This is a genomic window from Alkalinema sp. FACHB-956, assembly GCF_014697025.1.
GTDB lineage: Bacteria > Cyanobacteriota > Cyanobacteriia > Leptolyngbyales > Leptolyngbyaceae > Alkalinema.
Genome location: NZ_JACJRC010000017.1, coordinates 48838 through 72058, shown reverse-complemented (window position 1 = coordinate 72058; position 23221 = coordinate 48838). Strand labels below are relative to the sequence as shown.

General features: G+C 51.4%; 23 protein-coding genes. 12 read left to right on the top strand and 11 right to left on the bottom strand.

The window, feature by feature from the left end; all coding sequences use genetic code 11:
• The first annotated feature begins 11 nt into the window (after positions 1–11).
• Positions 12–1808, top strand: coding sequence for an aspartate--tRNA ligase (gene aspS / locus H6G21_RS17195; RefSeq protein ID WP_190574662.1), 1797 nt, complete (start codon positions 12–14; stop codon positions 1806–1808).
• Between the two features lie 74 nt (positions 1809–1882).
• Here aspS and H6G21_RS17190 read toward each other — a convergent pair whose 3' ends face one another.
• Positions 1883–3802, bottom strand: coding sequence for a diguanylate cyclase (locus H6G21_RS17190; RefSeq protein ID WP_190574661.1), 1920 nt, complete (start codon positions 3800–3802; stop codon positions 1883–1885).
• Between the two features lie 728 nt (positions 3803–4530).
• Here H6G21_RS17190 and H6G21_RS17185 point away from each other — a divergent pair.
• The 3 genes from H6G21_RS17185 to nfi all read left to right on the top strand — a co-directional run bounded on the left by H6G21_RS17185 (position 4531) and on the right by nfi (position 7077).
• Positions 4531–5466, top strand: a complete 936-nt coding sequence (locus H6G21_RS17185) for a hypothetical protein (RefSeq protein ID WP_190574660.1) — start codon at positions 4531–4533, stop codon at positions 5464–5466.
• A gap of 49 nt (positions 5467–5515) precedes the next feature.
• Positions 5516–6154, top strand: coding sequence for a ThiF family adenylyltransferase (locus tag H6G21_RS17180; RefSeq protein WP_190574659.1), 639 nt, complete (start codon positions 5516–5518; stop codon positions 6152–6154).
• A gap of 248 nt (positions 6155–6402) precedes the next feature.
• On the top strand, positions 6403–7077 hold the full coding sequence (nfi, locus tag H6G21_RS17175; protein WP_190574658.1) for a deoxyribonuclease V: 675 nt from the start codon (positions 6403–6405) through the stop codon (positions 7075–7077).
• 40 nt (positions 7078–7117) lie between these two features.
• Here nfi and H6G21_RS17170 read toward each other — a convergent pair whose 3' ends face one another.
• Both H6G21_RS17170 and trxA read right to left on the bottom strand, forming a co-directional pair.
• A complete protein-coding gene (locus tag H6G21_RS17170; protein ID WP_190574704.1) occupies positions 7118–8008 on the bottom strand; it encodes an IS982 family transposase in 891 nt (296 codons plus the stop codon).
• A gap of 253 nt (positions 8009–8261) precedes the next feature.
• The gene (gene trxA, locus H6G21_RS17165; RefSeq protein WP_190574657.1) at positions 8262–8579 is read right to left on the bottom strand and encodes a thioredoxin; all 318 of its coding nucleotides are present in this window, start codon (positions 8577–8579) and stop codon (positions 8262–8264) included.
• A 96-nt stretch (positions 8580–8675) separates the two neighbouring features.
• Between trxA and H6G21_RS17160 the strand changes: the two genes are divergently transcribed.
• Positions 8676–9230 carry an RNA 2'-phosphotransferase gene (locus tag H6G21_RS17160; protein WP_190574656.1) on the top strand — a complete coding sequence of 185 codons (555 nt, stop codon included), beginning with the start codon at positions 8676–8678 and terminating at the stop codon, positions 9228–9230.
• On the top strand, positions 9230–10117 hold the full coding sequence (locus H6G21_RS17155) for a GNAT family N-acetyltransferase (protein ID WP_190574655.1): 888 nt from the start codon (positions 9230–9232) through the stop codon (positions 10115–10117). Before H6G21_RS17160 ends, H6G21_RS17155 begins: the two co-directional genes overlap by 1 nt.
• Before the next feature lie 72 nt (positions 10118–10189).
• On the opposite strand, the gene H6G21_RS17150 is transcribed toward H6G21_RS17155, so the two are convergent.
• A complete protein-coding gene (locus H6G21_RS17150; protein ID WP_199307286.1) occupies positions 10190–12301 on the bottom strand; it encodes a S8 family serine peptidase in 2112 nt (703 codons plus the stop codon).
• Positions 12302–12535: 234 nt separating this feature from the next.
• On the opposite strand from H6G21_RS17150, the gene dxr reads away from it, so the two are divergent.
• Together dxr and H6G21_RS17140 are read left to right on the top strand one after the other, a co-directional pair.
• Positions 12536–13717, top strand: coding sequence for a 1-deoxy-D-xylulose-5-phosphate reductoisomerase (dxr, locus tag H6G21_RS17145; RefSeq protein WP_190574654.1), 1182 nt, complete (start codon positions 12536–12538; stop codon positions 13715–13717).
• 109 nt (positions 13718–13826) lie between these two features.
• Entirely contained in the window at positions 13827–13934 is a 108-nt protein-coding gene (locus H6G21_RS17140; RefSeq protein ID WP_190574653.1) for a photosystem I reaction center subunit VIII, read from the top strand.
• Positions 13935–14208: 274 nt separating this feature from the next.
• On the opposite strand, the gene H6G21_RS17135 is transcribed toward H6G21_RS17140, so the two are convergent.
• The 6 genes from H6G21_RS17135 to H6G21_RS17110 form a co-directional block, all read right to left on the bottom strand.
• Positions 14209–14328, bottom strand: coding sequence for a photosystem II reaction center protein J (locus tag H6G21_RS17135; RefSeq protein ID WP_190574652.1), 120 nt, complete (start codon positions 14326–14328; stop codon positions 14209–14211).
• Positions 14329–14412: 84 nt separating this feature from the next.
• Complete coding sequence (locus tag H6G21_RS17130; protein WP_190574702.1) at positions 14413–14532, bottom strand: photosystem II reaction center protein L; 120 nt, start codon at positions 14530–14532, stop codon at positions 14413–14415.
• Positions 14533–14561: 29 nt separating this feature from the next.
• Positions 14562–14684 carry a cytochrome b559 subunit beta gene (gene psbF, locus H6G21_RS17125; RefSeq protein WP_190574651.1) on the bottom strand — a complete coding sequence of 41 codons (123 nt, stop codon included), beginning with the start codon at positions 14682–14684 and terminating at the stop codon, positions 14562–14564.
• Positions 14685–14717: 33 nt separating this feature from the next.
• Positions 14718–14987, bottom strand: a complete 270-nt coding sequence (psbE, locus tag H6G21_RS17120) for a cytochrome b559 subunit alpha (RefSeq protein WP_190574650.1) — start codon at positions 14985–14987, stop codon at positions 14718–14720.
• 407 nt (positions 14988–15394) lie between these two features.
• Complete coding sequence (locus H6G21_RS17115; RefSeq protein ID WP_190574649.1) at positions 15395–16435, bottom strand: photosynthesis system II assembly factor Ycf48; 1041 nt, start codon at positions 16433–16435, stop codon at positions 15395–15397.
• A gap of 29 nt (positions 16436–16464) precedes the next feature.
• Complete coding sequence (locus tag H6G21_RS17110; protein ID WP_190574648.1) at positions 16465–16887, bottom strand: rubredoxin; 423 nt, start codon at positions 16885–16887, stop codon at positions 16465–16467.
• Positions 16888–17223: 336 nt separating this feature from the next.
• Between H6G21_RS17110 and ndhC the strand changes: the two genes are divergently transcribed.
• The 4 genes from ndhC to H6G21_RS17090 all read left to right on the top strand — a co-directional run bounded on the left by ndhC (position 17224) and on the right by H6G21_RS17090 (position 21404).
• Complete coding sequence (gene ndhC / locus H6G21_RS17105) at positions 17224–17586, top strand: photosynthetic/respiratory NAD(P)H-quinone oxidoreductase subunit C (protein WP_190574647.1); 363 nt, start codon at positions 17224–17226, stop codon at positions 17584–17586.
• Positions 17587–17618: 32 nt separating this feature from the next.
• On the top strand, positions 17619–18296 hold the full coding sequence (gene ndhK / locus H6G21_RS17100; protein ID WP_242041905.1) for a photosynthetic/respiratory NAD(P)H-quinone oxidoreductase subunit K: 678 nt from the start codon (positions 17619–17621) through the stop codon (positions 18294–18296).
• 1 nt (position 18297) lies between these two features.
• Entirely contained in the window at positions 18298–18819 is a 522-nt protein-coding gene (locus H6G21_RS17095) for an NAD(P)H-quinone oxidoreductase subunit J (RefSeq protein ID WP_190574645.1), read from the top strand.
• Positions 18820–19256: 437 nt separating this feature from the next.
• The gene (locus H6G21_RS17090; RefSeq protein ID WP_190574644.1) at positions 19257–21404 is read left to right on the top strand and encodes a polyribonucleotide nucleotidyltransferase; all 2148 of its coding nucleotides are present in this window, start codon (positions 19257–19259) and stop codon (positions 21402–21404) included.
• A gap of 189 nt (positions 21405–21593) precedes the next feature.
• Here the strand turns inward: H6G21_RS17090 and H6G21_RS17085 are convergent, their stop codons facing one another.
• A complete protein-coding gene (locus H6G21_RS17085; RefSeq protein WP_190574643.1) occupies positions 21594–23075 on the bottom strand; it encodes a GTP-binding protein in 1482 nt (493 codons plus the stop codon).
• Positions 23076–23221 lie beyond the last annotated feature (146 nt).

Sequence of the window (23221 nt, the reverse complement as noted above, 5' to 3'; positions counted from 1 at the left end):
GATTAGGAGCCATGCGTAGTCACTATTGCGGTCAAGTTCGAGCAGCCAATATCGGAGAAACTGTCACCCTGTTCGGCTGGGTCGATCGTCGCCGTGATCATGGCTTTGTGATTTTTCTCGACCTGCGGGATAAGACCGGAACCGTGCAAGTGGTCAGCGATCCCGATCGCACGCCCCAATCCCACCCGATCGCCGGAGACATTCGCAACGAATACGTGATCAAAGTAACGGGTCGGGTGAGCCAGCGGCCTGAGGAATCTCTCAATACCAAGATCCCCACGGGGGAAATCGAAATTTATGCCGATGAGATTGAAATTCTCAGTGCGGTGCGCAAACAGTTGCCCTTCCAGGTGTCCAGTGCGGAAACGGAGACGGTGAAGGAAGAACTGCGCCTCAAGTATCGCTATCTCGATCTGCGGCGGGAGCGCATGAGCAAGAACTTGCAACTGCGCCACCAGGTGATTAAGTCGGCGCGGCGGTTCTTGGAGGATGAAGAGCAATTTACCGAAGTCGAAACTCCCATTCTGACCAAATCCACCCCAGAGGGCGCACGGGACTACATTCTGCCGTCTCGGGTGAACCCCGGTGAATGGTTTGCCCTGCCCCAGTCGCCTCAGTTGTTTAAGCAGTTGCTGATGGTGTCGGGGCTCGATCGCTATTACCAAGTGGCGCGCTGTTTCCGGGATGAGGATCTACGGGCCGATCGGCAACCGGAGTTTACCCAGCTCGACATGGAAATGAGCTTCATGGGTCAGGAGGAAATTCTGGATCTGAACGAGCGCCTCGTCTGCTACATCTTCAAGGCAGTTAAAGGCATCGACATTCCCCGTCCCTTTCCCCGCCTGACTTACAAAGAAGCGATGGAGAAGTACGGTTCCGATAAGCCCGATACTCGCTTTGGGCTGGAACTGGTGGACGTGTCTGACATCCTCAAGGATTCTGGCTTTAAGGTCTTCTCCGATGCGGTGGCCAAGGGCGGCATTATTAAAATCCTGCCGATTCCGGGGGGCAATGATGCCATTTCCAACGTGCGGATCAAGCCCGGTGGGGATCTGTTCAACGAGGCGACCGTTGCAGGTGCGAAGGGACTGGCCTACATCCGCGTGCGGGAAAATGGCGAAATCGACACGATCGGAGCCATCAAAGACAACCTAACCCCGGAACAAAAGGCCGAATTGCTCCAGCGTACCGGAGCCCAAGCCGGACATCTCCTGCTGTTTGGGGCGGGGGATACAGCGACGGTGAACAAGACCCTCGATCGGCTGCGGCAGGTGGTGGGTCGGGAGTTGAACCTGATCGACGAAAGCCTGTGGAATCTGCTCTGGGTAACGGATTTCCCGATGTTCGAGTGGAATGCCGATGAAAAGCGGTTGGAAGCACTGCACCACCCGTTTACCTCCCCGTTCCCGGAGGATCGCGACAACCTGGCAACGGCCCGCGCCCAAGCCTACGACATTGTGTTGAACGGCTACGAAATCGGTGGCGGTAGTTTACGGATCTATCAACCCGATCTGCAAGCCAAGGTGTTTGCAACGATCGGCCTCAGCGATGAAGAAGCCCAGAGCAAGTTTGGCTTCTTGCTGGAAGCGTTCGAGTATGGCACGCCGCCCCACGGTGGGATTGCCTACGGGATCGATCGCTTGGCGATGCTGTTGGCGGGCGAAGAGTCGATTCGGGATGCGATCGCCTTCCCGAAGACCCAGCAGGCCCGCTGTTTGCTCACCAATGCGCCCTCCAACGTGGAAGACAAGCAGCTTAAGGAGTTGCAAGTCGTCTCTACCTATCGGCCTAAGCTGAAGCAAGATTAGGCAGCTTTCATCAAAAACAGACTAGGCACCGGGAGATCGAAACTCAAGGGATCTTCCGGTGTTGTTGATATCAGTTACAACGCGACTTCTTGGCTAATGGCTTGGTTTCTGCCGCTGAGTTTAGCCTGGTAGAGGGCATGATCTGCGATCGTGACAATTTTTGAAGCATCAATATCATGTAGGGGGATCATGGTGGCCACCCCAAAGCTCAGGGTGACCCAGGAGCTGACCTTGGACTGTTCATGTTGAATTTTTAATTCGCCCAATTTGCTTTGGATACGGGTAATAATTTGAGCGGCACCTCGGGCGGTGGTGTTGGGGAGGATAATGCCAAATTCCTCGCCGCCATAGCGAGCCACAATATCCCCAGGCCGCTTGACCGCCCGTTGCAGCACCGTTGCCACCTGTCTCAGACATTCGTCACCCATCTGATGGCCGTAGGTATCGTTAAAGGCTTTAAAGTAATCAACATCACAGAGAATTAACGACAACGGCAACCCAGCCCGCTCCAGTCGCCGCCATTCCGCCTGTAGACATTCATCGAAGTGACGACGATTTGCCACTTGCGTCAAGCCATCAATGTAGGCAATGCGTTGTAGTTCTTGATTCGCCGATTGTAATGCCGATTCCACCACCATCCGCTCACTGATTTCCTGCTGTAGCTTGGCCGTTCGCTCACTGACTTTATTTTCCAATAGGCGAGAGTACTCTTCCAACTGCCGCCGAGACTGTTGCAAATCTTGGAGCATTTGGTTAAACGATCGCGCCACCACGGAAAACTCGGCAATGGCTCCCACCTTGGCCTTTTGACTAAAATCGCTTAAGGCAACGCGCTGACTGACCGCTAATAAATTTAACAACGGTTCAGTGATGATGCGACTGATGATGGTGCTAGCAATAATGGCGATCGCCAAGGCTCCTAAGGACAAAATGATCGTCGTTTGGGTATTTTGATTCACCTGTCCTGCAAAATCTGCTTTGGGAATAATGACAACAATCAACCAATCTAGCCCTCGGCTATCCCGCAGGGGCTGGACTTGCAGAAAGTAGGAATTGCCAGAAACCAACAATTCTCGTCGATAGGAACGCTTCAGGGGAACCGATTCAGGCCATTCCGCCATGATATATTTGGCCGCCGCTTGCGTCACCGGATGGATACTTTCCAGGGCGGAGGTGCGCTGAGCTCCATGGACTTGATTAATAGGCCGAAAGGGTTTTTCACTGGTAGAAGTGGCAACCAGCAGGCCCGATCGTTCAATAATAAAGCTCTGTCCCCGCTGACTCAGCTTCACCTCTCGCAAAAAGTTATTAATTTGCCCCAGATTCAAACTACTAAATAAAACTCCCTGCGGCTGAAAGTTGATCACCAAAGGCTGAGAAGCATACAAATAGGCGGTCATGCCGCTGGCATGGGGAGAGATTGGACTCCAAGTGAGGCCCTTTGCCTTGATCGCCGTTTGATACCACGGTGATCGCTTTGGATCAAAGTTCGCATTGCGTCGAATGGGTTGGGCTGATTTTCCGATTTCTGCGGTGTAGAAAGCTTGCAGTTCGTAGTTGGTGGCTTGTCCTGAACGCCAAACCGTGAGGGCATTATCCGACAACCGTTCTGCACCGATCGCCTCCCGATTCTCTCTCCCCAAACCAATGGAGGCCAGGGTTGGATTAATTTCAAGTTGGCGCAGAAAAATGGATTCCAACGATTTCCACTGCTTAGAAGATAAATTATTGTTACGAGTAATTAACTCGCTATTCGCCATCGCCTGTTCTGGAATCGCCAAATAATTGCGCAATTGGCGATCGATATGATTCGCGGATTCTGACAATAGGTAGCCAGCTGTTTCATTCACAGCCTGTTGTCCATTGAGATAGGACAGCCAACCCAGCGCTCCAACCGACGCAACAATCTGTAGCACAAACGGCAAGACCAAGATCAGTCTCAGCGGAATCTGCCAAGAAGTCACATCATGTTTGAAAAAGGGGGAAAGCCGCATAGCTGATTCACGGACAGCACTTACTGTTAATACGCCAACCTACTTAAGCTAATCTACTTAAGCCAACCTACTTAATATGCCAATCTGAGCCGCGAGAAGTGACATTGACCACTCACCAGCGCAGAAAAAGTTGCATAGATATTTTCTCAGGTTATAATACTTTGTATTATGTGTAGCACACCCTTGGGTCAACCAACAGCTCGGCGATTGGGTTAGCTGTCAGTTGAGTGTCGGACAACTAATGCCATTGGCACAATTCATCAATCTTCAGCATGATTCCTTTATTTTAAGGTGATTAAACACACCGTTATAGAGTGATCAAAAACACCAAACTCAGCAAATTAATGGGTTGGTGAACTCGGTGAACTCAATGTTGGAAATATTTGATGAGAAGAAAAGAAAATTTCGTGTAGCAAATCAGAGATTCAGAGTAGATGTATAGAAAAGGACTAGGAACGTACAAAGTTCTGTCTGCATCCAGAATTGGCATCTCACCAGCAATGCCTGTAACGTATCACATTTACACAGCCTGAGCAGTAATCAATGCAACTTCCAACCCATTAATTGCACTGGATTAACCTGAATATCCTGGTTGGCCTGAGTATGCTAGCTCACTTGAATATTCAGGGGGCTGCTTAAACTCCATAGCATTCAAGTTATAACCATTTAGTCTATTCAGAACAAGTTTACATAACCTTAGCAAATCTCCTTGTGTTCATGTTGAGTCTATGAAACCCATTTCTCAGTTATTAGCAACACTCTCTGCCCAGGAAACCCAATTACGATCGACGACGTTTCTTGCACCTTGTATCAGCGGGGGAAGAATTTGGACTCGCATTGCCGGTTTGGTATATACCTTTCGTCCAGAGCCAATAACGTTTGCAGGTTGGGGCCTCTTCCAACCGCGAAATACTGAAACGGCAAGAGTGGTGGAAATTGCATCTCCTTTAATGGTGGATGAATACTTGCAAAGGTTACCTAAGTTTCATCTTCGGTTAATCCTCCAGTTGAGGGATTTAATTTGGTTAGCCTATCCTTCCTTTGAAGGAGATTTTTGCCAACGCTTAGAACATTTAGGAACCCCAGGAAATCGAGATTTACGGTCTGCGAGTTATGGGAAGGCCACTGGGTGGGCTCAGGATGGAATGGCTCCTAGTGAGTTGGCGAGGGGGATTCAACCAGTTGTTGTCCATTTAGTTTCTGAAGGTCAGCCCTTTGACCCAATTCTGGCCAGACGGCAGGGGAAAATTTGGTGGTTTCATGGAATCGATCGCTTGGCCGATCCTCGGCAGGCGGATGCCCTACGGCTTGCGCTCCAACAGGGCACAACGCCCGCAGCTTTACAGTTTTCAGGCTTAACGCCCGAGATGCGCACGGCCTATCAATTGGCCTTTGCTGCCATTACCTCCCGTACCCAGCCTGAGCAGGCAGCCCAGCGCCTACAAGCGGCCTTAGCAATGGGTGGAGGGGATCTGCATAGCTTCCAGGATCAAGGGGACTATTGGACGGTGGAATGGCAAACGCGGACAGGTCAGCACCATGTCAGCGCGATCGCCAAAGCAGATCTGACAGTTTTAAGTTCTGGCATTTGCCTGAGCGATCGCGACCGCGATTTCGATTTGCAAGCCTTGGTCGGTGTCATTGAACAGCAGGCCGAGGCTTGAACAGCCGCAGGCGTATCGCTAGGCATATCACTGATAGGAGGGATCCACCATGTCAATGTTTCTACATGAGCACATTTACCGCACCCCAGCCGTGATGGAGAAATTTAAGGCCGTTCCCATTACCATCTGCGGCGCAGGGGCATTGGGAGCCAACATTACAGAGACTTTAGCGCGATCGGGATTTCAGGCGTTACGGGTGATTGACTACGATCGTGTTGAAGAGCATAATCTCTCAACACAGCCCTATTACCGATCGGAAGTCGGGGGCTTTAAGGCAAAAGTACTGGCGAACAACCTCTATCGGGCATTGGGCGTAGAAATTAGCCCGAATACGCAGAAATTGACATCAGACAACGCGATGAAGTTGCTCAAAGGCAGTCAACTCGTGATTGATGCATTTGATAACAGTTCATCGCGGCAAACGGTGACAGATACCTGTGCCCAGCAAAATTGGCCCTGTCTTCATGCTGGCTTAGCTACCGATTATGCGGAGGTCATTTGGAATGCCCACTATCGCGTGCCCTCGGCAAGTCGGGAGGATTTGTGTGATTATCCCCTAGCCCGCAATTTAGTGATGCTGACGGTGGCGATCGCTAGTGAGGTGGTGATGGGCTATGCGACAACAGGTGAGCAACGAAACTTTACAATCACGTTGAAAGATCTCTCTGTGGAAGCGTTGATTGTGTAGGTTGGTTATGTGGGTTGATTGTGTAGGTCGATTGTGCATGTTCTTGATTGTATTGGTTGATTGTATTGGTTGATTGTATCGGGATAGGACTGTTGGCCCTTAACCAATCTATTTAGCATGCACTGTACCCACCTAATTTAATCTGGCCTGCATTTAATCGGGCCTACGCCTACCAATGGCTCATTTTGATTTCACTAATTTTTTTGATTTCACTAATTTGATTTCACTAATTTTCCATTTTTGAGTTCATGCCCTTACAACCTTTGCACTATCACCCGCCCACAACGATCGAAGCCGCGATCGCGCTGCAAGATCAATTGCGATCCCAAGTGATTCGGCAGGATGATTTTGGGACAGTGCGTTGGGTAGCAGGAATCGATGTGGGGTTTATCGGCGATCAAGCTAGAGCCGCGATCGCAGTGCTAAACTTTCCAGATTTAACATTGCATGAGTCAGTGGTCACCCTGGCTCCGATCGGATTCCCCTATATTCCCGGTTTGCTTGCATTTCGGGAACTCCCTGCCATTCTCCAGGCCTTTGAGCAACTGAACACCCAACCCGATTTACTGCTATGTGACGGCAATGGCTATTTGCATCCACGCCGCTGTGGTTCGGCCTGCCAAATTGGGTTACTGACCGGAATTCCCGCGATCGGGGTCGCCAAAACTTACCACCTAGGCCACCATGAATCCGTGGGGAACCAACGGGGCGATTGGCAACCAATTTGGGATCGGAAGGAAGTGATTGGTGCAGTGGTGCGATCGCAACCCAAGGTCAAACCCATTTACGTTTCTGTGGGTCATCGCATTGGTTTAGACACTGCAATTCAACTCACATTACAATGTACTCAGCAATATCGTTTACCAGAAACCACCCGTTGGGCCGATCACCTTGCAAATGGTCATACGAATGTACTTGTGTAACCCGAATGTACTTGTATAACCCGAACGTGAGTTCGACGGATTAAAAGATAGCTTCAGGCAAGGCAGGTAAGCCTTTAGACTTCAAGTCAAGGGAGGGAAGTTTGGGCTGATAGGTGTAGGCAATCAGCCCAGCGACCAAATTGACCAGAAAGTTCCAGATACTGCGATGACGAGAATGCTCAATCTGGCATTGATTCTTGAGTTGGTCATTCACCGTCTCAATCAGGGCGCGTTTACGCAGCAGAATTTTGTCGATCAGTTTGACCAACTTCTGTTTCATATTCTTCTTGCGTTTGGTCACTAACTGTAAGCCTCGATCGTAGAGTTGCTCAAACAATTGCTGTGAGATATAGCCTCGATCCCCAAATAGTTGACCGAACAAGTCTTGGGTCATTTCGGGGACGGGTTGACGGTCATCGGTGTTAGCTGGGGTCAGTTTGAAGGCTAGCAGTTCGCCCCGCTCATTGATGATCAAATGAAGCTTGAAGCCAAACTTCCAACCCGTCGAACTTTTGCCCCAACCGACGAGATCTTTGAATACCTTGTGCGCATGGGCCCGCGCGGGGAGGCAGACTTCCAGGGGCGTCGAATCAATGAAGGCCAGGCCAGTAACTTTGCCGCGTCGGGTCACGGCAAAGCAACACAACAGCATCAGACCCCAAGGCATCAGTTCGACAAAGCGGGTGTAGCTGACCAAGTTGGGGAAGGCATTGCGCCAGTGGGGCAAGACGGTCAGGGTATAGAAATCTTTGAAGGTTCTTGCCCCTGACCCATGAAAGGCGATCACAATCGTCATCACCTCACTCAAGTGCAGTCGAGAGCCACACCGCTTTTCTCCAGGCATAGAGGGCAGTTGCGGTTGCTGTGACCAAACTTGTGCAAATTGCTGGCAGAAGTCATCGACCTCACAGAAAATCGCTGTGACATCCAAGCGCGATACGATAGATTCCATAGCTGAGACTCGAAAGAACTTTGTTTATGTCTTCTTTCAACCGTAGTCTCAGCTTTCCTTTTATGCCACTCCTCTCGTCGAACTCACGTTAACCCGAATGTACTTGTGTAACCCAAATGTAATTGTGTAACCCGAATGTACTTGTGTAACCCGAATGTACTTGTAGCATTGCAAAGCTATCCCATGCTTTGCAATCAGATTCGTTGATAGATGGGTTATAGGACTGGATTGGTTATAGGAACGGTTGGATCTGTGCCAGAAGTTGTTTTGCCTGCACAAGCCCTTCAATGCGATGGACGGGTTGTCCCTGTTTAAAGAGAACTAAGGTGGGTAGGGCTGTGACTTCGTGCTGCGAGGCTAGCTGAGGATAGGTTTCCGTGTTGATTTTGACAACTTTGAGCCGATCGGTCGTCTGGGCATTCACCTGTTCCAACACCTTCGCCATGACCTGACAAGGGCCACACCATTCTGCATAAAAGTCTACTAATACAGGAATATCTGAGTCTGAGAGGAGTTCTTCTAGATTACGAAATTGCTTTTTGACGGCCATGGATGTGACCTCACAGTGGAATGACGACTCAATGAATCATGACTCTATGAATCATGACTCTATGCTAATCACTTTTTTGATATTTGGGAGAAAGCCATGAATCGCGATCGCCGAACCAACGTGAGTAAATACCTCAGTTGTCACCTACGCCACAAACCCGAGGAAATCGGGCTGCAATTGGAACCCGGCGGCTGGGTGAGTGTGGCAGACTTATTACAAGCCTGTGCTCAGCATGGGTTCGCTATCAGCCGTGCGGACTTGGAAGCAGTGGTGACAACCAATGACAAACAGCGCTTCTCCTTTGATGCAACGGGGGAGAAAATCCGCGCCAACCAAGGCCATACCGTGGCAATTGATCTGCAATTGGAACCACAAGTACCGCCTAAGGTTCTCTACCACGGGACGGGGGCGCGATCGGTCGAGGCAATTTTGCAAACTGGGTTGCTCAAAATGACGCGGCACCATGTCCATCTGTCCTACGACACCATGACTGCGAAAAAAGTGGGAATGCGCCATGGTAAACCTGTGGTGCTCGTGGTGGATGCCGCTGCGATGCACCAAGCTGGATTGACATTTTACCGATCGGAGAATGGCGTGTGGCTGACCGATCATGTTCCGCCCCAATACATCCGTCGTTTGGAGGATTCCTAATGCAACTGTATCCCATCACTGATTTCGCAACAATTTCAGCAGCGCTCACTGAGTTTTTATTGCAATATCCTGCGGAGAACAATCTGCTGCTAGGCGTCTGGCAAACGCTGGCAGCCCTAGACGAAAATCGCTTACAGCAATGCTTCATAGCCTATTTAGACCATGCAAGCGAGATTACTGGAGTCGTGCTACAAATGCCCCCCTATCCATTGTTACTGTCCTTTGGATTGGAGTCTAGGGCAATCCAACTGGTCATTGAGCATTTACAGGCGCAGGGTCGATCGATGCCTGGTGTTTCTGCAATGGTGACTGAAGCCCAGCAGTTTGCTTCCCTTTGGACAGCCACGACGGGACAGTCCCATGAACTGGAAATGGCGATGCGGTTACATCAACTCACGGCCTGTCAACCGATTGCGCCCACATCGGGATACCTAAGATTAGCTACCGAAACCGATCGAACTTGGTTAATCGAAGCCTATCGGACGTTTAATCAAGAGGTTTTCCCAGAACGATCGGTTGCTAATGCCACTGATGATGTAGACGCTTCGATCGATTTGTTTATCCAACAACAGCGTGCCTATCTTTGGCTAGATGCCATTAGTGATTCTAGTCATGATAGCGAACCCGTTTCCTTTGTATGTGCTCAGCGTTTTAGTCCGCAGTTTGCAAGAGTTGGCCCAGTATTTACGCCTCTACACCATCGACGTAAAGGTTATGCCACTGCCTGCGTGCATACCATTAGCCAAATACAGCTTGATCAGGGTTGCCAAGCCTGTTTTATTTTTACTGATCTGAAAAACCCAACCTCGAATCACATCTACGCCAAAATTGGCTATTGCGCGATCGGAGATTGGGCGATTTATAACTTTCTAGAAGCTAAGGGTTAGCTAGAAGCTAAGGGTTAGATTGGGCAAGATTCAATTTAGTAGGGTTAAATCTGCCGAGTTAAATCTGCCGGGTTAAATACCCAGCTTGAGTTGCCACCAGTTCAGCGTGCCAGAATCCGTGGGTACCGAATCAATCACTTGAACTTGCCAACGACCTTGACTGGCTTCCCCCAAGAGCAAACGCAACGCAGGTGTATTTTGCAGGTTATAGAGCGTTTGCAACTTGGTTTTAATCCCTAACGTGCGACCTTGGAGTAGGACCGATTGCCCGCTGGGTGCCACCAGCCGAATTTCCAAATCACCCAAATAGCCATGATCAATGTCGATCGTCACGCTAATATCCTGAACCGTACCTGTATCATTGATTTGTACAGTGCTTAATACGCCCTGGGGATCCCCATCGGGAATAGTCTGTGCAGTATTGTTTTGGGCTTGTACCGATCGCGGCGCAGTCAACGGTACCGCCCGTTTCTTCACTGCCATTTGCACAGCTTTTGCAGCATTGACTTTTCCGTAACCAAACCAATCCGATCGGCCACTGGCTTCATAGGTGCCTTTGCGAAATCCGAATTGCGGATCGGGCTCGGGATCGACAATTTTATCTGCCGTTTGTTCCAGAATTTGTCGCACTTCCCGCGCGGTCAAATCGGGATTTGCAGACAGTACCAGAGCCGCGACTCCAGCTACTAACGGGCAAGCGCTGGAGGTGCCACCAAAATCCGGGGTGTAACTGGACGGATCATAGCCCGCTGCCCCCACGCGATCGGTCGTAACAATGCCTAAACCAGGGAGATAGATATTCACCTCCGGCGGCGTCGCCACGTAGCCCAGATCCGGTAAGCCTACGCCGGGGGGGGCGTTATTGCTCGGCGCACAAACCGACGCCTGCGGCCCCCAATTGCTATAGGCGGCCTTTTTACCCAAACTGGTGGACGCCGTCACCGTAATCACATCGGGATGCACCGTAAAGCCCCCTAACCAACGGGTAGGGCCTTTGATGGCATCGCGGGGCCAGCCACGTTCGTTCACCACCCCATCGGTGGGTCGATTGGCATTCCCCGCCGCAAAAACAATCACACAGCCCTTACCCCGCCTTCCTTGGGTCGCCGCACGGGTCAGCACGGCCTTTTGCCGCAGGGAAAGGGGATAGTAAACCGCACTCGGCCCCCAACTACAGGAAATGACGGAAGCACCTTTGTTAATCGCCCAAAGAAATAACTCTTCGATCGACTCGTCATCCAAAAATCCGGTCGTCCGAATGGGCATCAGCGCGCAGCCCGGAGCTGCTCCAACCGCTCCAATGCCGTTTTCCTCTGCCACAGCCACCCCTGCACAGGAGGTTCCATGATCTTCCCCCGGTTCATCGGGCAACGGCATAAAATCTTTCCCTCGAAAATCGCGGGGAGCTACAATTTTTCCTAAACCCTGGAAGTCGGGATGGTTCACATCGATCGCGTCATCCATCACCGCAACCACAACCGATCGATTGCCTCGGGTGACATCCCACGCCTGTTCCGCAAAAATATGGGAGCCGGAGGCTAACTCATTACCACCATTATGATTTAAATGCCATTGTTTAGGATATTGCGGATCACGGGGACGGTAATGTTGCTGACTTTCGACAATAATATTAGGTTCCGCCGTTAGCACGTCCGATCGTTGCATGAGGCGATTAGCAACCTTAATTGGATTTTCTGAAGATCCATCAGTCACCTCAAAGACAAAGGCATTGGTAATTCCCTCGATCGGCTTGACTCGTTTCAAACCAAATTCATTGGTAATTTGCGTGACACTGTGATCACCCAAATGGGGGGCAAACTGAACCGTTAATTGATTGGTTAAATAAACCCGTGAAGCGGGGTCATCTTTAAAGCAATAAACGTGGCTGGCATATTTCACGACATCGGAATTGCGAATATTAGCCATTGCCTGATCTCGCTGATGGGCAGGCACGACAAATTCCGACATTTTAGGTGGAGAGTTCCGATTCACTTGTGCCGAGACCTGGGCCGCTAACCCTGGCACCTCTTCCTTTGAAGTAGCCTTGACCGTAAACCGATCTTCCGATTTTTCCAGGACAATTTCTTCACCTCCCCGCTGTAGAATTATCCCCCGACTATCATCGGGCATGGCTGCGTTTCCCTTGGGGGCGGTGGCTGGATTAGAGCCTTGGGGATTCGTCATGGCGATCGCCTCATCAAAGTCAATTTCAGTGTAGGGGCTGGGCTAAGAAGTGGCAGATAAAGTTTACAGATAATTACTGTCTGGGTCTTTTTGCTTGCATTCTTATCAAAGTCCTATCTTGCTCTACGGGCTGGAATCCTCGCTTTTCGGAAAGTAGCCGAGTTCCCCCGTGCCACGGATTAGGAAGTTCGACCCTTTCCCGTAAGATAAGGGAGACGTTTAGGTGTGGCGATCGTGAAAGCACTAACTCTTCTCGGTTCAACAGGTTCGATCGGAACGCAAACCCTGGATATTGTGGCCCAGTACCCTGAGCAATTCCGGATTGTCGGGATGGCTGCGGGGCGTAATGTCGAGTTGTTTGCCCAGCAGGTGCGGCAGTTCCAACCAGAAATCATTGCGCTGCAAGATGAAAGCAAACTGGAGGAGTTGAAAGCAGCGATCGCGGATCTGAAACCCCAACCCATCATCTTGGCTGGCGAAGCCGGGGTCGTGGAAGTGGCCCGCTATGGGGCTGCGGAAGTGGTCGTCACGGGTATCGTTGGCTGTGCAGGACTGTTGCCGACGATCGCGGCGATCGAAGCGAAAAAAGACATTGCCCTCGCCAACAAAGAAACCTTGATTGCGGGTGGCCCCGTCGTGCTGCCGTTGATCCAGAAACACGGGGTTAAATTGCTCCCGGCAGATTCCGAGCATTCGGCCATTTTCCAATGTCTTCAAGGTGTACCTGACAAGGGTCTGCGGCGGGTGATTTTAACGGCATCCGGGGGCGCATTCCGCGATCGCCCAGTGGAGGATTTAGCCCATGTCACGGTGGCCGACGCTCTGAAGCATCCCAACTGGGCCATGGGTCGCAAAATCACGATCGACTCCGCCACGTTGATGAATAAAGGCTTGGAGGTCATCGAAGCCCACTTCCTGTTTGGCATGGACTACAACGCGATCGACATTGTGATCCATCCACAAAGTATTATCCACTCGATGATCGAGCTCCAGGACACCTCCGTGCTGGCTCAACTGGGCTGGGCCGATATGCGCCTGCCCCTGCTCTATGCCCTGTCCTACCCCGATCGCATCTACACCGACTGGGAAACCCTGGATCTCGTGAAAGTGGGCAGTCTCACCTTCCGAGAGCCCGATCACGCAAAATATCCCTGCATGAACCTGGCCTACGCAGCGGGTCGGGCCGGGGGCTGTATGCCTGCGGTGCTGAATGCAGCCAATGAACAAGCCGTAGCGCTTTTCTTAGATGAAAAAATTAAATTCCTAGACATTCCTAAACTGATTGAGAAGACCTGCGATCGTTACCAGACTCAGAACACCCAACAACCCAGCTTAGAGGACATTCTAGAGGCCGATCGCTGGGCCAGACAGGCGGTTCTGGAAGCGGCTGGAGCACGGGATTTAGTGATGCGTTAATCCCTAGCAACATCTCGCAATTGTTAAGAATTCTAAGAACTGCAAACCAGGCTTCATCATTTCGCAGTAGATTCACAGGTGGAATCATTCGATCGATAGGAAAACGTTTATGTACGCAGCATCCTACTTAACCTGGTTTCTCATCCCCGCAGTGTGCTGGCTCCTGCCTCTAGTTGGCATGGGTTTGCTGTTCCTGTACGTCGAAAAAGACGCTTAAAAGTTACAGACTCAGGTACTGAAAGCTCAGGTACTGAAAGCTAAAGTACTTAGACCTTAGGGGGCATCGAAACTTCGATCGCCCCTTTTTCATGGGCTTTTCAGAGATCTGCAACTGCTGCAATCCGCTGAGACAGCAGATCCGCAAAACCAGTTCAGTTCGACGAAATTCCAGTTCGACAAAATTCCAGTTCGACAAAACAAAAGCCGCCTAACTTGAGGCGGCTTTTGCATTGATAAAAATCTGGAATACAGCCCGAAGACTCCATTCAAGACTACATTGAAGAACCCAGACCCGCGTAGGCACCGTAGAAAAACAGACCTACAACCACTAACACGCCAGTTCCGGCGACCGTAGCAACGATCCACAGAGGGATGCGACCATTCTGCAACATTGATTTCTTCTCCTAACCAGCAAGCTTCGTAAAGTCGAAATTGTAAAAAAAACGAGCCAACCCTAAACTAGCTGAGACAATCACCTAGTTGAAGAAATAGCTGGAGAACAAAATGCCCAGCGTAAAAATTAGGAGCAAACCTAGGTAGAGGGATGTCCGGTTTAGTTCCACCGGTTGCTTGTTGGGGTTAGAACTTCTCTCCATTGCCATATCACTATCCTCGCTTTAATTATCTAGCGTTGAATGAACTGCATTGCAGCGATCGCACCCAGGAAAAAGACGGAGGGTACAGCTAGACCGTGAATGGCCAGCCAACGGAACGTAAAAATCGGATAAACAGTGGGTTGATTAGCCATAGCAACTCTAACCTTGGATAAAAAAGTGGACGACTATTTCTTCTTCGACTTTTGGATGTCTTTCACAAATTGATCCATCTGCTGACGCGCATCTTGGCGATCGCTCAGGATGGGCAATTCTTGACGTGCTGCGGGGAAATACTCGTTAGGACGGGGCGTACCAAACACGTCGTAAGCCAAGCCCGTTGCCACAAACAACCAACCTGCAATAAACAGCATTGGAATGGTAATGCTGTGAATCACCCAGTAACGAATACTTGTCACGATGTCGCCAAATGGGCGCTCACCAGTAGTACCAGCCATCGAAGCCCCTCCACAAACAACAAGTTAATTTTCGATACAAATCATCATAGGACACGACTGAAACGGCCACAAGGGACACCAACAGGGATTTACAACGGAAGCTGGGATCTCCAATGAGAGATACAGGATGAAATGAGATGATGCAAGGATGATAGGAAATATTAAGTTCTATTAACCTGTCTCATCCAAGCGATCGGGCCGGTTGCTCCAACTCCAGCTAAATCTTGGGTTGACGGTGGCTAACGCAGGTTCACAATGACCGCCCGTCCCCCACCGATGGCCGCCATTCAGCAGTTTTCCTGCGTCCAGAGAATCTCCCAGGCTCAGGTTGCTCCCCTTGCAGTCGTGTGCCTCAGCAGGTTCGAGAATGTCTAGGCAGACAAGAATGTCGAGCCCGACAAGAATATCTAGGCTGTAGCACCGCGATAGCGCAGGAAGGTACCCCGCTGCCCCAAGATGTAACCGTCATTCTCGTTGAGGAACTCAATCTTATAGAGGTTGGCCGGTACATCCTGATCCATCTTGGCATCGTGGTACCAGGTTTGACCGTTATCAAAGCTGACTAAGAGAGAACCACTGCCCCCAACAATCCACACTTCATCATTTGTGCGGTAGGCCATATCCAAAAAGCCCCAACTGTTAAAGGATTCGGGGGCCTGAGCCTTTTGCCAATCTTCCGGGTCGGGGGAATTGGTGAATTGAATACTGCCACCCCGCGCAATAATCCACAGGCGATCGTCGGGGGTAAAGCCCATATTTTGCAGACGGCGGGAACTGTTGCGGTTAAACGGCTCCCACTGACGCGAACCGGGCTTCCAAATGGAGAAGAAATTCCCGCGCGAAGAAACAGCAATATACTGGCCATCCGCCGATCGATGCAAACTCCGCACCACCCCGAAGGCATCATCCACCATGGCTTTCCAATTCAGTGCACCATCAGTAGTGTGGTAGATGGCACCCACATCAGTCACCATTTCCAGGTCACCCTGGCCCAAGGCTTCCAAAAATTCCGGTGAACCGGGTAATTTTTCGCTCAAGGGCATCCGTTCCCAGGACTGGCCACCATCGGGGGTATGCAGGAGAATCGCGGGCTGCCCCGCCACCCAACCTTCATCCCCCGCAAAGCTCACCGCACTGAAGCGATATTTCTGCGTGCCTAAATCCAGTTGGCGTTCCTTCCAGGTTTGGCCGCCATCAAAGGTTTCCAACAAGGTCGAATTGGTTCCCACCATCCAGCCATGGTTTGGATTACTGGTAAACGCCAGATCCAACATGCTTTCTTGGGTCGGTAAAGCCACCACTTCCCAAGGCTCATTGGGAAGATCCTGAAGACGGGCTGCGTTAGCTGGTGCCATCAGGGAAACCGTGCTCAGGAGGACGATCGCGCCCACCACAAACAGGCGTTTCCAGCCTAGCAGGCGTTTCCAGCCATTCAAAATCCAATGCATGACTCGTAGCCTCTTGTCTAAACGTCAAACTATTGCAGCCCGTATAGGCTCAGAAAGAAGATGAAAAACAGCAACAAGCTGCCAAAAATGAGCAGGTTTTTCTGGCCCGGTGTCAGGGTATTCACCCCCAATCCATAGCGCAGATTTTCCTTAAACCCTGAGGCTTTGCCCGCTCGACCAATATTTTGAAAACGGCTTTTGGGTGCGCCACAGACAGGACAGCGCCACTTGGGAGACAAATCCTTAAACTCTGTTCCCGGTGGAATTTCACTGCGGCTATCACCTTTGAGAGGCTCATAGGCATAACCACAGGCAGCACATTCGTAACAATCAAAATCTTCAGGAGCAGCAGTGGAGTCTGCTGCCTCTGGGCTGACGAGCTGAATGACTTGTTCCTCAGGCGGCGTCTCCGCAGATTGCGCATTTGGGGTGTCCGGTGTTTCGGTACTCATGGCTGAATCGGGGTAGACGAATAGTCGAGCAAATCTGAAACCTTTGTTACAGAACTTATTATTACATGGCGATTGCAGGGCGACCGATTTCCATCCAGCTTCAGCGAACCGTGTCTCGCAGGGGCACAGGCACTGGCAAGGCCAGAAAGTATAGACTCTAGCCTAGTCATTCCGCTGCGATGGATAGGCTAGAGTGAATTCTTCCGATTAAAACTTTGTCTGGCTAAGCGGTGAAATCAGCAAAATGCAAAGACCTTGGCTGACTATAATGAAAGTTAACTAAGTTATTTTGCTTACTCCACGAAGAGGCAGCGCGGTCAATAGAGAGGCAGAATCGTGTTCGTACTAAGCGGCTATGAGTATCTCCTCGGGTTCTTGCTGGTTTGCAGCCTAGTACCCGTTCTAGCGTTACTGGCGGCAAAGCTAGTGCGCCCAAGTCGGCGTGGCCCTGAACGTCGCACAACCTATGAATCGGGGATGGAACCTGTGGGTGGTGCTTGGATCCAATTCAACATTCGCTACTACATGTTTGCCTTGGTGTTCGTCATTTTTGATGTGGAAACAGTCTTCCTGTATCCCTGGGCGGTGGCGTTCCATAAGTTAGGCTTACTTGCCTTCGTGGAGGCATTGATTTTCATCGCAATTCTGGTAGTCGGTCTGGTATACGCTTGGCGGAAAGGAGCGTTGGAATGGTCATGAATCCCGATCTGAAAGCAGGTCAGCAAAGTCTGATGATGAACCCCGTTGAGCGTCCTACAGTCACAGAAGAACTGTCCGAGAACGTGATTCTGACGACGGTGGATGACCTGTACAACTGGGCTAGGTTATCCAGTCTCTGGCCGTTACTCTATGGAACTGCCTGCTGTTTTATTGAGTTTGCAGCATTGATTGGTTCTCGGTTTGATTTCGATCGCTTTGGCCTAGTGCCCCGATCAACCCCCCGACAAGCGGATCTGATTATTACTGCGGGTACCGTGACCATGAAGATGGCTCCGGCCCTGGTGCGCCTGTACGAACAGATGCCCGAGCCGAAGTACGTCATTGCCATGGGTGCTTGCACGATTACCGGGGGGATGTTCAGCGTGGATTCGCCCACGGCGGTGCGTGGGGTAGACAAGCTGATTCCCGTGGATGTGTATTTGCCCGGTTGCCCACCGCGCCCAGAGGCCATCATTGACGCGATCGTCAAACTGCGGAAAAAAGTGGCCAACGAATCCATCCAAGAGCGGGGCATGCTGCGGCAAACCCACCGCTACTACAGCACCACCCACAACCTGAAGCCCGTGGAGCCGATCGTGGATGGCAAGTACCTGATGGCCGAAACCCGCCAAGCTCCACCGAAGGAGCTGATGGAAGCCTTTGGCATCCCCGTCGCAGGCGAGTTAGAAGCGGCAAAGGAGAAAGCATAGTATGCCAGAAGACAAGAAAGCAGCCGGTGCAGCGGGCGCGATCGCAGAAGCGGGAACGGTTTCCAAGTGGTTGACAGCCCAAGGGTTTGACCATGAATTCCTAGGCGTTGATGCTTCCGGGGTCGAAATGATCCAGGTGGAGGCAGATTTCCTGATTCCCTTTGCCAGTGCCCTCTATGCCTACGGGTTTAATTGTTTGCAGTGCCAAGGAGCCTATGATGCAGGCCCCGGTGCTGCTCTGGTGAGTTTCTATCACTTAATTAAAGTGGTCGATAATGCCACCCAAGCCGAAGAAGTACGCTTAAAGGTGTCGCTGCCTCGGGACAATCCCAAAGTTCCGTCGGTCTACTGGATCTGGAAAGGGGCTGACTGGCAGGAGCGCGAGTCCTACGATATGTACGGCATTGTCTACGAAGGACACCCACAGTTAAAGCGTATTCTCATGCCGGAAGATTGGGTGGGTTGGCCTCTGCGTAAGGACTACGTCTCCCCCGACTTCTACGAACTCCAGGATGCTTATTAGATAGGCTGCTTACTAGACAGGATGCCTCCTAGATAAAGGTCATAGATTCAGCCTGAAAATTCGGCTTAATATTAGGTAAAAGGTGGGAATTCCCACCTTTTTTGATGGAATTTTTTAATGGAAATTTTGCTGAATAGTGCGTTGACTGAAAAGCGTAGTTGCAGTGTTACTCAAAGTGTTACTTAAATTGCCGATCGGCCAGTGTGATCTCACCCGAAGGAATCGTTTAGAATGCCTTATAAAGTGAGCGGCTAAAGAAGAGCAATAACTCCACAGTAACTGTTTTGAGCGAATCAAGAGACCGATCGATGGGCATCATGTATGACTCTGATCCCCTGATCCATGGGGCGATCGAAGTCACCTCTTGACTCAGTTAAATCAGTGTTAGGATTGCGTCAGAATAGATAAAAGAGAAAAAGCAAAGGACAAAGGAATACATGGAAGAAGTGACCAAGTCGATATCTTTCGATGGACGAGAGATTCGACTGAAGATGGGACTGCTGGCTCCCCAGGCTGGTGGTTCTGTACTGATTGAATCAGGGGACACCGCCGTGCTGGTGGCGGTGACACGCTCCACAGCCAGAGAAGGCATTGATTTTCTTCCCCTGACAGTAGATTACGAAGAGCGGATGTATGCTGCAGGCCGGTTCCCAGGGGGATTTCTGCGCCGGGAAGGGCGGCCACCGGAAAAGGCAATTTTGATTGGACGGCTCATCGATCGCCCCATGCGTCCCCTGTTTCCAGGCTGGTTGCGGGATGATATCCAAATTGTGGCCACGACGGTTTCCCTAGATGAAAAAGTGCCGCCGGATGTCCTCGCCGTAACCGGGGCCTCCATGGCGACCTTGCTGGCCGGAATTCCCTTCAATGGTCCGATGGCAGCCGTGCGCGTCGGCTTAGTGGGCGATGACTTTATCCTCAATCCTACCTACGAAGAAATTGAGCAGGGGGATTTAGACCTCGTGGTTGCGGGGTCTCCCGATGGCGTCATCATGGTGGAAGCGGGGGCAAACCAGTTGCCCGAAGCAGACATGATCGAAGCGATCGACTTTGGCTATGAGGCCGTCCGAGAATTGATCGGCACCCAGTTGGAAATTTGTAAGCAACTGGGCATTGAACTGGTGAAAGAAGAAGCACCGGAAGTGGATCAAACCCTGGAAAACTTCATCGCCGATCGGGCGACTGCCCCAGTGAAGGCAATCCTAGGTCGCTTTGAAAAGGATAAAAACATTCGGGATGCGGCGCTAGATGAAGTCAAAGACGCCATCAAAGCAGAAATTGAATTGCTGCCGGACGAGGATCCCGTCAAAGTCGCCGCAACCGCGAACGCCAAAGCATTGCCGGAAACCTTTAAGTCCATCACCAAAAAGCTGATGCGCAAACAGGTGGTGGAAGATGGCGTGCGGGTGGATGGTCGGAAACTGGATGAAGTCCGTCCCATTTCCTGCCGCGTGGGGATTCTGCCCAAGCGGGTACATGGCTCTGGCTTGTTCAATCGCGGCTTGACGCAAGTCATGTCCGTGGCAACCCTGGGCTCTCCTGGGGATGCCCAGGAATTGGACGACCTCCACCCGGATAGCGAAAAGCGCTACATCCACCACTACAACATGCCGCCCTACTCCGTTGGGGAAACCAAGCCGATGCGATCGCCGGGGCGGCGGGAAATTGGTCACGGGGCCTTGGCCGAGCGGGCTTTGATTCCGGTGTTACCGAAGAAGTCCGATTTCCCCTACGTAATTCGGGTTGTTTCAGAAGTCTTATCTTCTAACGGATCCACCTCCATGGGTTCCGTCTCAGGATCCACCTTGGCATTGATGGATGCGGGTGTCCCCATTATCAAGCCCGTGAGCGGAGCTGCCATGGGGCTGATCAAAGAGGGGAGCGAAATCCGAATTTTGACCGATATCCAGGGCATTGAAGACTTCCTGGGTGATATGGACTTTAAGGTCGCCGGTACTGACAGTGGGATTACGGCTCTCCAGCTCGATATGAAAATTGCTGGGCTACCGATGGACGTGATTCGTAAAGCGGTGTTACAGGCCCAACCGGCTCGATTGCACATCTTAAGCAAGATGCTAGAGGCGATCGACACTCCCCGCGCTGAACTGTCGCCCTATGCCCCCCGCTTGATGACGATCAAGATCGATCCAGAACAAATTGGCATGGTGATTGGGCCTGGTGGGAAGACCATCAAGGGCATCACCGAAGAAACGGGAACGAAGATCGACATTGCCGATGATGGAACCGTTACCATTTCTGGTTTGGATGGGGCGAAAGCCACCCGTGCCAAGTCCATTATCGAAGGCATGACCAAACGGGTCAAAGAAGGGGATGTCTATGCCGGTCGGGTGACCCGCACAATCCCGATCGGGGCTTTTGTGGAATTCCTGCCGGGTAAGGAAGGCATGATTCACATTTCCCAACTCGCCGATCACCGCGTCAAGACCGTGGAAGATGAAGTCTCCGTGGGGGATGAAGTGATTGTCAAGATTCGGGAAATCGACAACCGAGGCCGCATTAACCTGACCCGCTTGGGCATTCATCCCGATGAAGCAGCTTCTGCAAAAGCAGGGGCAAAGCGTTAGGGAAACTGCGAAACGTTAGCTGAAACGATGGCTTCTGCAAGGAGTGAGTAATACCTCTACTGCCAGAAGCCTTCTCAACAAAATTAACGAGTGGGCAATTTCGGTTCACTCGTTTTTTTGTGCGTGCTACACAAGGAGGTTTTTTGATTGTGCGACCCAAGGAGGGGCGGGATAATTGCCCCTCTCCCTTTACTGCTGCCGACCGAGTTTCGCTCGCAATTCTTCGCGAATGCGGCTGAGGATCGATCGCTCATCCAGGGATGATAAGATTTGATCCACCACCGCCTTTGGCCCATCGGGTCCCCAGGTTGCGCCGTTGGCCAAATAAGTCCGGGCAATCTGGCCGATGCTATGGGTGGCCACGCCCGCAACGCCCGCTTGGGCGATCGCCACGGATAGATAGGGCAACGCCGATAGGCCCCCTGTTGCCGGCACTGCTAACCCCAGCAAGCCCTTGAGAGAACTCAAGCCCAAATCTGCCAGCAACTCACTCGCACTAATTCCCCCCATGGCGAGGCCGATATTTTTCAGTAACCCGATCGCGCCTTTTTCGGTCATGGGAATGCCATAGAGCTTAGACAGGCTGAGAATCATGGCTACATCGATCGCGGCACTGCTGAGGATATCGATGACGGTGATGGGATTGACCGCCACCGCCACTGCCTTCGCCATCACCCCATTCCAGATCACCCGATCGCCACTGGATTCCCGAATTTGTAGCTTGCGATCGACAATCCGTTCGTTAATCCCATCGGCAAACAGCATGGAGTTCAAGGCCAGCAAGGCTTTGCCTTCCCGATCGAGCACCTCCAAAATTTTCAGCTTGAGATCCTGTACCTGCGGTTCCCCCGCCACCATCTGCACAACAATCCGACCATCGGCCTGCCGAGTACCGATCGGGGTGAGAGGCGCAGCGGAAGCCATGACAATTTCGTCAGGGGACAGTAACGTTTTCACCCGTTCATCCCGAATCTTGGCGTAAATACTCTGGCGATCGACTTCAGGATATTGATCGATCTTGTTGAAGACCAGAATCATCGGCTTACCCACTTCCCGCAGTTGAGCCAGGGCCTGAAATTCCACTTGGGTAATATCCCCAGACACCACAAACAGAAGCAGGTCTGCCTGCTGAGCCACCGCTTTCGCCAGCAGTTCCCGATCCTCTCCCCCTACTTCATCAATCCCCGGGGTATCAATCAATTCAATCTGCGCGCCCATTTGGCTGGTGGCTTTGCGAATCCATTGTTGTGCTGAGGAGAGGGATTGGGCCGAGGGGAGGGGTTCTTGGTTCAGAATCCACGTTGCCTGATGGGTCGTTTGCGTGACTCCATGGATCGCCCCTGCTTGAAACACGGGTTGTCCAATCAAAGCATTCAGCAGTGACGATTTCCCCCGACCCACCATGCCAAAGGCTGCTATGTGCACCACCGATCGCTCCAGCTTCTCTAACATACTGGATAGACTGGCTAATTCCTGCTCCAAGCCCTGCCGTTCCTGGGGTTGTAGATCTAAGCGATCGACCATTTCCTGCAACGCGGACTGGGCATTGCGGTAATTGAGTTCAGCTTGGATTTCATCGAAACTGAGGAGGGTTTCCTCGATCGCGGGATCAAACTCAACAGGAAAAATGGGACGAGAATTTTCTTCGCTGGGGGGGAGAAAGGAGGTCATCGCACCTAGAGGCTACTGTGGCACAACCAGAACAGGCGGAAATCGCTTAACTCATCAATGCCTACCCGTTAAATGGCTATCAAGAGCGTTACCGGTCATGGTTGCGATCGTACCATTCGCTTTTTCGGATTGCAGTCCCGCATTGA